The sequence below is a fragment of the Cupriavidus sp. DF5525 genome (assembly GCF_040149425.2).
Taxonomy (GTDB): Bacteria; Pseudomonadota; Gammaproteobacteria; order Burkholderiales; family Burkholderiaceae; genus Cupriavidus; species Cupriavidus pickettii_A.
Genome location: NZ_CP168265.1, coordinates 3,270,950 through 3,283,641 on the forward strand (window position 1 = coordinate 3,270,950; position 12,692 = coordinate 3,283,641).

Below are 12,692 nucleotides of genomic sequence, written 5' to 3' on the forward strand. Positions count from 1 at the left end.
CCCCTTTGTTGTTGACGACTGCCCTGCCGCAAAGCTCAGTGCATGCCCTGCATGCGCGTGCTCCACAGCATGGTCTTCATCGCCGCGGTGCCCACGGCGGCGCCGAAGCGCTTGGCCACGCGTTCGGCGATGTTCTCCTTGACCGTGTAGTCGATAATGTCCTCGGCCTTGAGCACGTCGCGCGCGACGGAATCGGCGGTGCCCAGGGCGTCGGCCAGGCCCAGTTCAATGCTGCGCTCACCCGACCAGAACAGGCCCGAGAACAGCTCAGGATCGTTCTTGAGCCGGTCACCGCGGCCTTCCTTTACCACGTCGATGAACTGCTGGTGGATTTCCTTGAGCATCGTCTCGGCATAGGCTTTTTGCCTGGGCACCTGCGGTGAGAACGGGTCGAGCATGCCCTTGTTGGCGCCCGAGGTGTACAGCCGGCGCTCCACGCCGAGCTTGTCCATCAGCCCGGTAAAGCCGAAGCCGTCCATCAGCACCCCGATCGAACCGACGATGCTGGCCTTATCGACATAGATCTTGTCGCCCGCCGCGGCCACGTAATAGCCGCCCGAGGCGCAGATCTCCTCGACCACCACATAGAACGGCTTGGACGGATAGAGCGCGCGCAGCCGGTGGATTTCGTCGGTGATGATGCCGGCCTGCACCGGCGAGCCGCCCGGCGAGTTGATCTTGAGGATCACCCCGGCCGCGTTGGTGTCGGCGAACGCCGCCTGCAGCGAGGCGTTGATCGATTCAGCGCTGGCTGGTGTGCCCGCGGCGATCTCGCCTTCAAGCGTGACCATCGCGGTATGGCGGCTGGCGGTGCTGATACCGTCACTCTTGAAGTCGAACAGCGCAATAAAGATCAGCGCCAGCAGCGCCAGGCCGACCAGGCGGAAGAAGATGCGCCAGCGGCGCGCCGCGCGCTGCTCGCGCAGCGATGCAGTCAGCACCCTTTCCAGCACATCGCGTTCCCAGTCCGAGCCGCCCACCGGCCCGCCCGCGGTGGCACCGGCCATGCGCGCCTTGCGCTCGCGCGCTTCATGCCGCGCGGCGTCGTCGCCGGCGCGCAACTCGTTTTCCAGCGGGTAGTCCGCGTGTGGTGCGGTGACCAGGCGCTCGGATTCCGGCGGCTGCGAATCGTCGCCCGGGGCACCCTGGCCCGCCGCCTTGCGCTCGTCCGGCTGACCCGATTCACCCGATTCGCCAAAAGGCGGTTTCTGTTGTTCTGTCATGCAAATCGCTCGTGGAAAGGCTTGCAAATACGCCGGGGGCTTAACCTCCCGTCATACCCGTCATTCAGGCATCGTCCGTGCGCCCGGCGATCCGGAACGGGGCCTCGGGCACCCAATAGACCAGGCCATCGCGCTCTTCGATGCGCAGCTTGGCCAGCGACGCGCCGCGGCAGGGCCCGCCAACGCACTCGCCGCTATCCGGCGCATAGACCGCGCCATGAGTGGCGCACATCAAGTATAGGCCCGACGCATCGAAGAACCTGCCTTCCTGCCAGTCCAGCTCCATCGGCACATGCGCGCACTGGTTCAGGTAGCCATGTACGGCGCCGTCGAAGCGCACCACGAAAGCGCCGATCTCGCGGCTCTCCAGCGCCACCGAAAAGCGCACGCCAAGGCCGCCCTCCTCCAGTTCCCCGGCTGCGCACAGCCGCACCGGCGCCTGGCCGGATGCCGCTTCAGGCATGGGCCAGCAGCCAGTCGGTCAGGTCGGCGATCGAGGTGGCGCAATGCACCGGCGCCATCGCCCGCAGTGAATCGCCGGGATGCGCTCCATAGCAGACACCAATGCCAGCTGCGCCGGCATTGGCCGCCATCTGCAGGTCATGGGTGGTGTCGCCGACCATCACCGTGCGCTCCATGTCCTGGCCCAGTTCGCGGGTCAGTTCCTGCAGCATGGCCGGGTGCGGCTTGGAGAAGGTCTCGTCGGCGCAGCGCGTGGCGTCGAACAGGCGGGTCAGGCCGCTGGTGGCCAGCGCGCGCTGCAGGCCGACCCGGGTCTTGCCGGTGGCCACGCCCAGGAAATAGTGCTCGCGGCGCAGGGTCTCGAGCATTTCACGCACGCCGTCGAACAGCACCAGGTCGGCGTCGCGGGTCAGGAAGTGGTAGCGGTAGCGTTCGGCCAAGCGCGGGTAGTCGGCCGGATCGAGCGTTGGTACGGCGTAGGACAGCGCGTCCTTCAGGCCGAGCCCGATGACGTGGCTTGCCGCACTGTCGTCTGGCACGGGCAGGCCCAGGTCGCGGCTGGCAAGCTGGATGCACTTGGCGATGGTCGGGGTCGAATCCATCAGGGTCCCGTCCCAGTCGAAAACGATCAGGTCAAACTGTTGCCTGGCCATGGTAATCCTTGTGATGTTTCACGCACTACCCTACTCCGGGGCGTGCAGATGACGCAATTGTTGCAGGAATCCGACGCATTCGTCGGGCAGCGGCGCTTCCACGGCCAGTGGCTCGCCCGTGGCCGGATGAATAAAAACCAGCCGGTGGGCGTGCAGGAACATCCGCTTGATGCCCGGGTTCGCCCCGGAACGCGCGAGCGACTTGTTCAGGGAGAAGTCGCCGTATTTCTCGTCGCCCACGATCGGGAATCCCGAATGCGCCAGATGCACCCGGATCTGGTGGGTGCGGCCGGTCTTCAGTTCCGCTTCCAGCAGCGTGAAGCCCCGGAAGGCCTCAACGCGGTTGAACACTGTATGGGAGGCGAGGCCGTCGGCCTGGACCCGCACGCGCCGCTCGCCGTCCGGCGTGCTGTATTTATATAGAGGCAGCTTCACATGCTGGCGCGCGTTCTGGAATTCACCGGCGACACAGGCGTAGTAGCGCTTGTCCATCGCGTTGCCGCGAATCTGCTCGTGCAGGTGCACCAGCGCCGAACGCTTCTTGGCAAGCACCAGGATGCCGGAGGTTTCGCGGTCCAGCCGGTGCACCAGTTCCAGGAACTTGGCCTGCGGCCGGGCCTGGCGTAGTTGCTCGATCACACCGAAGGCCACCCCCGAGCCGCCGTGGACGGCTACGCCCGCAGGCTTGTTGACCACCAGCAGGTGGGTGTCCTCGAACAGCACGGGGAATTCGCTGGCGGGTACATGGGACTTGTCGGATTGTGCCGAAGCCGCCACGCGCATCGGCGGGATACGAACCACATCGCCGGATTGCAGCCGATAAGTCGCATCGATCCGCCCCTTATTCACGCGAACTTCACCCGAACGCAGCACCCGGTAGATATGGCTCTTGGGCACCCCCTTGGCCACCTTCAGCAGGAAGTTGTCGATGCGCTGGCCTTCGGAGCCTTCGTCAATCGTGACATACGCCACCTGCGGGCTTGCCGGTGCGGTCTCGGCAACCTTTTCAATTTGATGGCGTAACTCATTCATTTTCAATATAATTTCCTCGCTGTCCCGGCCTGGGGCCGGCAGCGCAAGACCTGTGTAAGCGATTAATCTTCGATTTTTCGTTCGATTTTTCGCATTCTACACTTGGGGTCACCGCCAACCCCGTCCGTCTCCCGGTTCTTTGTCCCGCTTCGCGTGATCCGCGAGCGCCAGACGGGCAAATGGCAGTAAAAGCAGCACGCACGGTATCGCCGGCACGCAGGAAGTCGCCCATAGGAGGCTTCGGCGCGGCAGGCGGTGACGTGGGAACAGAGTGTTCAGGTAAAACAGAATTTAAAGGCGGATGCCCCTGCCGGCATCCGCTTCGGTGAGAGAAGTCCCGCCCGCACCGGGAAACGGTGCCGGCCGGCAGGCTTGCCTGCCGCCTGACTGGAAATATTGGCGCCCGGTCGCAGAACTCCAAGAAGTAGTAGGTGCGCCCGCCAGGAGATGTCAGGCTGCAACGGCGGCTATGCCGAGTCCGAAAAACTTGCTCTTTGACGCGTCTAGGCCTTCCGCGGCCGGCCGCGATGCCGTCGGCGCCGGTTGCGCCGGCGTACCGCATCGCCTCCGGCACGGGAACGCGCCGGATGTCTGCGCAAGAGCAGCCACCGGCGTTCTCTCCCGCCCCGCGGACGTTACCCCGACGTCATCGCCTCTCTTTCACCCGCGCCCAGCCGCCCGCATTTCCCGCGAAGCGGCGCTTTCCGGCAATTCTCGCGCCTCGCTCGCTCCCTCGCGTGCTCCATGGATCGCCGCGGACACCGCCCAGACGGTGCCACCCGCGACACTGGAGTGAGGTATTGCGATGAAACGCATGCTGTTCAACGCGACGCAACAGGAGGAATTGCGCGTCGCCATCGTCGACGGTCAGAAACTGATCGATATCGACATCGAGACTGCCGGGCGCGAACAGCGCAAGGGCAATATCTACAAGGGCGTCATCACCCGCATCGAGCCGTCGCTGGAAGCCTGCTTCGTCAACTACGGCGAAGAGCGCCACGGCTTCCTGCCGTTCAAGGAAGTGGCCCGCGCCTTCTTCAAGGAAGGCATCGACGTGCGCAACGCGCGCATCCAGGATGCCCTGCATGAAGGCCAGGAACTGATCGTCCAGGTCGAGAAGGAAGAGCGCGGCAACAAGGGCGCGGCGCTGACCACCTTTATCTCGCTGGCCGGCCGCTACCTGGTGCTGATGCCGAACAACCCGCGCGGCGGCGGCGTGTCGCGCCGCATCGAGGGCGAGGACCGCCAGGAACTGCGCGAGACCATGGCGCAGCTGACCGTGCCGGACGGCATGAGCATCATCGCCCGTACCGCCGGCATCGGCCGCTCGGCCGAGGAACTGCAGTGGGACCTGAACTACCTGCTGCAACTGTGGAAGGCCATCGACGGCGCCGCCGGCGACAACAAGGCCCCGCTGCTGATCTACCTGGAATCGAGCCTGGTCATCCGCGCCATCCGCGATTACTTCCAGCCGGATATCGGCGAGATCCTGATCGACACCGACGAGATCTACGAACAGGCCCGCGCCTTCATGAGCGTGGTGATGCCTGACAACATGAGCCGCGTGAAGAAGTACCGGGACGACGTGCCCCTGTTCTCGCGCTTCCAGATCGAACACCAGATCGAGTCGGCCTATTCGCGCATGGTGATGCTGCCCTCGGGCGGCGCCATCGTGATCGACCACACCGAGGCGCTGGTCTCCGTGGACGTGAACTCGGCCCGCGCCACCAAGGGCGCCGACATCGAGGAAACCGCGCTGCGCACCAACCTCGAGGCCGCCGACGAGATCGCCCGCCAGCTGCGCCTGCGCGACCTGGGCGGCCTGATCGTGATCGACTTCATCGACATGGAGTCGGGCAAGGCCCAGAAGGACGTGGAAACGCGCCTGAAGGACGCGCTGCGCCACGACCGCGCCCGCGTGCAGATGGGCAAGATCAGCCGCTTCGGCCTGATGGAGCTGTCGCGCCAGCGCCTGCGCCCGTCGCTGTCGGAGGGCTCGCACATCACTTGCCCGCGCTGCAACGGCACCGGCCATATCCGCGATACCGAATCGTCCGCCCTGCAGGTGCTGCGCATCATCCAGGAAGAGGCGATGAAGGAAAACACCGCCGCCATCCATTGCCAGGTGCCGGTGGAGGTGGCTGCCTTCCTGCTGAACGAGAAGCGCCAGGAAATCAACCTGATCGAGCTCCGCTTCAAGGTCAATGTGCTGCTGATCCCCAACAAGCACCTGGAAACGCCGCACTACAAGCTGGAGCGCCTGCGCCACGACGATCCGCGCCTGGAAGAGAGCACCGCCAGCTACCGCATGGCCGAGGCTGCCGCCAAGGAACTGGAAGCCGACACCAGCTACAGCAGCCGCCGCAAGGAAGAAGCCAAGCCGCGCCAGGAAGCCGCGGTCAAGGGCATCACCCCGGAACAGCCAGCGCCGGTATCGGTGCCGCGTCCCGAGCGCGCGCCCAAGCCGGAAACCCCGGCCGCCCCGCCTGTCCCGGCCACCCAGCCGGTGGTCAGCGGCGGCTTTATCGCCTGGCTGAAGGGCCTGTTCGGCGCCCGTCCGGCGACCCCGCCGGTGGTGGAACCCGCCAAGCCGGCAGCCACCGCTGAAACCCGCGGCGCTGAAGGCCGCCGCGAGCGCGGCCCGCGTGGCGAAGGCCGTGGCCAGCGTGGTGAGCGCGGCGAACGTGGTGAGCGTGCCGAGCGCGGCGAGCGGACCGAACGTGGTGAGCGCGGGGAACGTGGCGAGCGCCAGCCCCGTGGCCAGCGCGCCGAGCGCGCGGAACGCGCCGAGCGCCAGGGTGGTGAGCGTGGCGAGCAACGCGAGACCCGTGGCGAACGCCAGGGCCGCCAGCCGCGCCAGCAAGGTGAAGGCCAGGCCACCCCGGCCGTGGCCCGCATGGGCGAAGCAGCGCAAGCCGAGCGTGGCCAGGGCGAACGCGCCGAAGCCCGCCAGGAAGGCCGCCGCGAGCGCAGCCAGGAGCGCCGCGAGCGCCAGCGTGACCGCCAGCGCGAGCGCAGCGACCTGCGTGAAGCCGAAGCCGGCGAAGCGCCGCAGCCGGAAGCCGTAGCCGCCGCCCAGGCACTGGGCGTGGCGCCGCAGGCCTTCGCGGAAGAGTCGCAGGCCGTCCGTGCCGAACTGCCGGAAGGCGCCGAGGGCGTGGCAGAGACCGCCGCGGAAGGTGAAGAACGCCGCCGCCGCAACCGCCGTGGCCGCAACCGCTATCGACGCGAACGCGACGAGACGGCGCAAGGTACGCAAGGCGAAGGTGAAGGCGAATTCGCCCAGGAAGCTGCTGAAGGCGTCGCCCCGGTGACCGCCGAGGCTGCCCCCCAAGCTGTCCCGCAAGCGGAACCCGCACCGCAAGCTGCGGTAGCCGTCGCTGCCGCCGCCGAAGCCGTCGAAGCGATCCGCATCGCCGTGCCGGAGGGCGTGACGCCCGCGCCGGCAACTGAGACTGCGCCGGCGACAGCACCCGTGGCCGAGCAGGCTGCCCCGGTGACCGCCCCCGCAGTGACGGAAGCCGTCGCTGCCGAAGCCGTGGCCGAGCCGGTCGTGAGCGCCGCCGTTGAGACCGCCCCGGCCGTGGCGGAAGTTGCCGAGCCGGTGGTCACGCCGGCACCGGCAGCCGAGCCGGCCGTGGCATTCGCACCGGCGGCCCCGGTGGTTGCTGCAGCACCGGCCGCACCGGCCGTGGCCGCCGCCCCGGCAGCAATGGAGAACCTCGAGCCGATGCTCGCCTCCGTCGGCCTGCAGTGGGTCCATACCGACAGCGACAAGCTGCGCTCGGCCCAGGAAGCTGCTGCCCGCGTCGCGCCCGCCCCGCGGGTGCCGCGCGAGCGCAAGCCGCTGCCGCCGCTGCCGCACGGTCCGATGATCCTGGTCGAGACCGGTGGCCGCGAGGTGGAAATGGCGTCGCAGCAGTAAGCGGGCCGGTGCCCCGCGGGCTCGCCGCCGGCGAGCCTCCGGGCGCACATGCCGCCGGTTGCAGCAGGACCGGCAGCCAAGGGTAAAGGGACGGCCACGCCGTCCCTTTTTTCATGTCGCAAACTACCCGCAAGCCCCTGCGTAAATACCGGCAATAATGGGAATACGGATGCCCCACCCCCGCCTCGGCTAGAATGGCAGCAGAATGCATCCGGCCCCCGGGCGCCCTGCCCCGCAGCGCCGCTCCCCGGAAGCAGCGCCCACCCACAGGCCATGACCGAATCCGTCATTCCGATTTTCGACCTGCGCGAGCATCGCTACCGTTCGATGACGCCCAGTATTCCTGGCAAGCTGGTTGCGCCCACCGGCCTGGTGGCCGACACCCGCGGCCGGCCGCTGCATGACCTGCGCATTTCGGTGACGGACCGCTGCAATTTCCGCTGCGTCTACTGCATGCCGAAGGAAGTCTTCGACAAGGACTACACCTTCCTGCCGCACTCCGAACTGCTGAGCTTCGAGGAAATCGAGCGCACCGCCCGCCTGTTCGTCGCCCAGGGTGTGGAGAAGATCCGCCTGACCGGCGGCGAGCCTCTGCTGCGCAAGAACATCGAGCACCTGGTCGAGATGCTGGCGAAGATCGAGACTGTCTCGGGCAAGCCGCTGGATCTGACACTGACCACCAACGCCTCGCTGCTGGCACGCAAGGCACGCGCCCTGCGCGATGCCGGCCTGACCCGTGTCAGCGTAAGCCTGGACGCGATCGACGACGCCATCTTTCGCCGCATGAACGATGTCGACTTCGCCGTCGCCGACGTGCTGCATGGCATCGAGACCGCGCAAGCGGTCGGGCTGGCGCCGATCAAGGTCAACATGGTCGTCAAGCGCGGCACCAACGACCAGGAAATCGTGCCGATGGCGCGCTATTTCCGCCACAGCGGCATCATCGTGCGCTTTATCGAGTTCATGGACGTGGGCGCCAGCAACCACTGGCAGATGGACGAGGTGCTGCCCTCGGCCGAAGTCGTGCGCCGCATCGATGCCGAATTCCCGCTCGAGCCGATGCAGGCCAACTATTCCGGCGAGACCGCCGAGCGCTGGCGCTACCGCGACGGCAGCGGCGAGATCGGCGTGATCTCCAGCGTCACCCACGCCTTCTGCGGCGACTGCAGCCGCATCCGCCTGTCCACCGAAGGCCGGCTCTACCTGTGCCTGTTCGCCACCGAGGGCTATGACCTGCGCGCCTTGCTGCGCGGCGGCCACAGCGACCTGGAGATCTCCAACGCGATCGCGCAGGTATGGCAGGCCCGCACCGACAACTACTCCGAGCAGCGCGGCAACCCGGCCGTGCGCCAGGCCCGCGCCGAGCGCAAGATCGAGATGTCCTACATCGGCGGCTGATTCCGCCGCCAGACCCAACCCTCCTTCATGATTGCACGCGACGACATCACCGGCCTGATCCTCGCAGGCGGCAGGGGCAGCCGCATGGGCGGCACCGACAAGGGACTGCAGCCGCTGCGCGGCACGCCGATGGCGATGCACACGATGATGCGGCTCACGCCGCAGGTAGGCGGGCTGATGATCAATGCCAACCGCAACCTGGCCGCCTATGAATCGTTCGGCGTGCCGGTCTACACCGACTCCGTGCCCGACTTTGCCGGCCCGCTGGCCGGCATGTTGGCCGGCCTGGAACAGTGCCCGACACCGTGGATGGTGACCGCGCCGTGCGACTCGCCCTTCCTGCCAACCGACCTGGTGGCGCGGCTGGCACAGGCGCTCGAGGCCGAAGGCGCGGAGCTGGCGATCCCGGTCACGCTGGATGAAGACGGCCGGCGCCAGACCCAGCCCGTGTTCTGCCTGATGCCGGTCAGTGCGCTCGAAAGCCTGGTGGCTTATCTTTCCGGCGGCGGCCGCAAGATCGAGACCTGGGCCGCCTCGCACCGGCTGGCCGAAGTGCTGTTCGAAGACGCCGCGGCCTTTGCCAATATCAACACCCTGGACGAACTGCGTACGCACGAAAGCCGCTAAACACAGCCGCCGAGCCACCATGCCCACCCTGCAATCCGTCATCTCCTGCCTTTCCGACTACGACCCCACCGCCCTGCCGGTGGACCAGGCCAACCGCATCATCGGCGAGGTGGTTGAGCCGGTACGCGGCATCGAACAGGTGCCGATCCGCAGCGCGCTGGACCGCGTGCTGGCCGAGGACATCGTCTCGTCCATTGACGTGCCGGCGCATGACAACTCGGCTATGGACGGCTACGCCTTCCGGGGCGAAACGCTCGCCGCCGCGCAGACGGACACGGTCGATCTGGAAGTGATCGGCACCGCCTTCGCCGGCGGCGCGGGCGAGCTGGCCCCCACCGCGGTACAGGCGGTGCGCATCATGACCGGCGCGGTAATGCCCGCAGGCTGCGACACCGTGGTGCCGCAGGAATTCGTCGAGGCCCTGGCCGACGGCGCGCGTATCCGCTTTGCCGCCGACTGCGTGCGCACCGGCGACAACCGCCGCCTGCGCGGCGAAGACCTGGCGCGCGGCCAGGCCGCGCTGCAGGCCGGACGCGTGGTGCAGCCCGCCGACCTGGGCCTGCTGGCCTCGCTGGGCGTGGCCGAGGTGCGCGTGCGCCGGCGCCTGCGCGTGGCCTTCTTCTCCACCGGCGACGAACTGCGCTCGATCGGCGAGCCGCTCGACGCCGGCTGCGTCTACGACTCCAACCGCTACACGCTGCACGGCATGCTGCGGCGGATGAATGTCGAACTGCTCGACATGGGCGTGGTACGCGACGACCCTGACGCGCTCGAGGCCGCCTTCCGCACCGCCTGCGAGACCGCCGACGCGGTCATCACCTCCGGCGGCGTCTCGGTCGGCGAGGCCGACTACACCAAGCAGATCATGGCGCGGCTGGGCGACGTCACGTTCTGGAAGATCGCCATGCGCCCGGGCCGGCCGATGGCCTTTGGACGCATCAATTCCAACGGCCGCGACGCGCTGCTGTTCGGCCTGCCGGGCAACCCGGTCGCCGTGATGGTCACCTTCTACCACTTCGTGCGCGCCGCGCTGCACCGGCTGATGGGCGCCAGCGTGCCACCGCTGCCGCTCTTGCGTGTGCGCAGCGCGCAGGCGATCCGCAAGAAGCCCGGCCGCACCGAGTACCAGCGCGGCATCCTGGCGCAAGCGGCGGACGGACAGTGGGAAGTGCGCATCACCGGCCAGCAAGGCTCAGGGGTGCTGCGCTCGATGAGCGAAGCCAACTGTTTTATCGTGCTTGGCCACGAGCAGGATTCGGTCAAGGCCGGAGACCCGGTCGAGGTGATGCTGTTCGACGGCCTGGTCTGAGCTGAGCCCGAGGCCAATCTGAGCCATCAAGGGACCGGCAGCGCCCAGGCCCTTGTATCTATGTGTCGTATTTGTGCCGCACATTTGCGGCTGCAATGCGCCGGGCGCAGTGCTTTCGCCTGCCCAGCGGGCGGCAGGCTATGCGGGTGACGGCCCAATCGTTACACTTGGCGCACGATTCAGAATTATTCGAGTTATTCCCCGTGATGAATCAGGAGATCGCCTACCTCCACCCCGTCAAGACCGCCCGCGCGCTGGTGCTGGTCTACCTGTGCTTCTCGCTGCCGATTGTTTCGCTCGGCCTGTTCGTCACCTTCATCCGCTATGGTGACCTGCCGGCGATCACGGTTTTCAGCGCCATCATCCTGAATGCGCTGATCGGCTTCGGGCTGCTGTGGCTGGCGTGCAAGGCCTACAACTGGGTGGCCGCGCGCTTTGGTGGCATTCAAGTCCACGTGCGCGAACTGGCGCCAGAAGACGACTGAGCAGCGCGCTGAAGTCGTGCCCGGCAGCACGCCGGTCGCCGCCGAACGGCCTCCTGCGAGGCTCTTTTCCTTCCTGACCTGCGGCGCTCAACCGCCGTTGTCTTCCAGCGTTTCCGGCGTTTCGGCATCCGCCGCATTGAGGCCCAGCAACTGCTGGGCGGCATCGCCCGGCAGCGCTTCCACCGTGCGCAGCTTGCGCGCCATCTGGCGCGTGCGCACTTCTGCCTGCTCGATATTGCGTGCGGCGCGCTCCAGCGTATCCCGGGTCTTGGCCAGCACGTCGCCGAACTTGCCGAACTCGGTCTTGACCGCCCCCAGCACCTCCCACACCTCGCTCGATCGCTTTTCCAGCGCCAGCGTGCGGAAGCCCATCTGCAGGCTGTTCAGCAGCGCCGTCAGTGTAGTGGGCCCTGACACGGTCACGCGGTAATCACGCTGCAGCAGGTCGGTCAGACCGGGGCGCCGCAGCACTTCGGCGTACAAGCCCTCGGTCGGCAGGAACAGGATCGCGAAATCCGTGGTCTGCGGCGGCGACAGGTATTTCTCGGCGATGGTCTGGGCCTCGCGCCGCAGCGCCACTTCCAGCTCACGGCCGAAGGCGATCACCCCATCCGCGTCGCCGCGCTCCTGCGCATCGACCAGGCGTTCGTATTGCTCCTTGGGGAACTTGGCGTCGATCGGCAGCCAGACCGGCGCATTGTCACCACCCGCCGACTTGCCCGGCAGCCGGATCGCGAATTCCACCCGCGCGCCGGAGTTGCGCACGGTCTCGACGTTCTTGCCGTACTGCTCCGGCGTCAGCATCTGCTCCAGCAGCATTTCCAGCTGGACTTCGCCCCAGGTGCCGCGCGACTTCACATTGGTCAGCACCTTCTTCAGGTCGCCCACGCCCTGCGCCAGCACCTGCATCTCGCCCAGGCCGCGGTGCACCTGCTCCAGGCGGTCCGATACCAGCCGGAACGACTCGCCCAGGCGCTGTTCCAGCGTGGCATGCAGCTTCTCGTCGACGGTGCGGCGCATCTCCTCGAGCTTGGCGGCGTTGTTGGCCTCGATGGCTTGCAGCTTCTGCTCGAGCGTGGCGCGCACTTCGGCCAGCCGCCGCTCGTTGGCCTCCGACATCTGCGCCAGCTGCTGCTGCAGCCCGTCGCCGAAGCGGCGCAGCGAACCGGCCTGCTCGTCGCGCGCCTGCTGGCCCTGCAGCATCAGGTGCTGGCGCACCTGCTCGAGCTGCTGGGTGTTGGACTCGGTCAGCTTGGCCAGCTGCTGCGCAAAGGTGTCGATCTGGTTGTTCTGCAGCGTGGCGATGCCGGTCAGCTGCGACGACAACGCCTGCTGGAAGCGCAGCATCTGCTGTGCCGACTCGTCCCGGTTGCCGCGCGCGGCCCCTGCCACCTCGGAACGCACCTCGCGCTCGAGCCGCTCCATGCCGTGGACACTCTCTACGCGCACCTCGGCCAGCTGCCGCGCCAGGTCGGCGCCCGGCGCAGCCGCCTGCTGCCGCAACAGCACCACCACCAGCAAAACGACCGCGAGCAGCGCCACGGCCAGCGTCAGGAACGGAATCAGGGACATGCAGCA

At 67.4% G+C, this 12,692-nt stretch carries 10 protein-coding genes; 5 read left to right on the plus strand and 5 right to left on the minus strand.

The features are described from left to right. Nucleotides 1–35: 35 nt before the first annotated feature. The 4 genes from ABNX08_RS15255 to ABNX08_RS15270 form a co-directional block, all read right to left on the minus strand. Entirely contained in the window at nt 36–1,223 is a 1,188-nt protein-coding gene (locus ABNX08_RS15255) for a S49 family peptidase (RefSeq protein ID WP_349604171.1), read from the minus strand. Nucleotides 1,224–1,287: 64 nt separating this feature from the next. Beyond that, entirely contained in the window at nt 1,288–1,686 is a 399-nt protein-coding gene (locus ABNX08_RS15260; protein ID WP_022535937.1) for a Rieske 2Fe-2S domain-containing protein, read from the minus strand. Beyond that, nucleotides 1,679–2,338 (minus strand): HAD-IA family hydrolase, encoded by a 660-nt coding sequence (locus ABNX08_RS15265; RefSeq protein ID WP_022535938.1) that lies wholly within the window; start codon nt 2,336–2,338, stop codon nt 1,679–1,681. Before ABNX08_RS15265 ends, ABNX08_RS15260 begins: the two co-directional genes overlap by 8 nt. Before the next feature lie 30 nt (nt 2,339–2,368). Next, nucleotides 2,369–3,370 (minus strand): RluA family pseudouridine synthase, encoded by a 1,002-nt coding sequence (locus tag ABNX08_RS15270; protein WP_349604168.1) that lies wholly within the window; start codon nt 3,368–3,370, stop codon nt 2,369–2,371. Between the two features lie 805 nt (nt 3,371–4,175). Between ABNX08_RS15270 and ABNX08_RS15275 the strand changes: the two genes are divergently transcribed. From ABNX08_RS15275 to ABNX08_RS15295, 5 genes are all read left to right on the plus strand, one after another. Continuing rightward, nucleotides 4,176–7,295, plus strand: a complete 3,120-nt coding sequence (locus tag ABNX08_RS15275; RefSeq protein ID WP_022535940.1) for an Rne/Rng family ribonuclease — start codon at nt 4,176–4,178, stop codon at nt 7,293–7,295. Between the two features lie 273 nt (nt 7,296–7,568). Beyond that, on the plus strand, nt 7,569–8,693 hold the full coding sequence (gene moaA, locus ABNX08_RS15280; protein ID WP_349604165.1) for a GTP 3',8-cyclase MoaA: 1,125 nt from the start codon (nt 7,569–7,571) through the stop codon (nt 8,691–8,693). A gap of 27 nt (nt 8,694–8,720) precedes the next feature. Continuing rightward, nucleotides 8,721–9,320, plus strand: a complete 600-nt coding sequence (gene mobA, locus ABNX08_RS15285; RefSeq protein ID WP_022535942.1) for a molybdenum cofactor guanylyltransferase MobA — start codon at nt 8,721–8,723, stop codon at nt 9,318–9,320. A gap of 19 nt (nt 9,321–9,339) precedes the next feature. Continuing rightward, on the plus strand, nt 9,340–10,629 hold the full coding sequence (glp, locus tag ABNX08_RS15290) for a gephyrin-like molybdotransferase Glp (RefSeq protein WP_349604163.1): 1,290 nt from the start codon (nt 9,340–9,342) through the stop codon (nt 10,627–10,629). A 206-nt stretch (nt 10,630–10,835) separates the two neighbouring features. After that, a complete protein-coding gene (locus ABNX08_RS15295) occupies nt 10,836–11,114 on the plus strand; it encodes a hypothetical protein (protein ID WP_022535944.1) in 279 nt (92 codons plus the stop codon). Between the two features lie 87 nt (nt 11,115–11,201). Here the strand turns inward: ABNX08_RS15295 and rmuC are convergent, their stop codons facing one another. Then, nucleotides 11,202–12,686 (minus strand): DNA recombination protein RmuC, encoded by a 1,485-nt coding sequence (rmuC, locus tag ABNX08_RS15300; RefSeq protein ID WP_022535945.1) that lies wholly within the window; start codon nt 12,684–12,686, stop codon nt 11,202–11,204. Between the last annotated feature and the right edge of the window lie 6 nt (nt 12,687–12,692).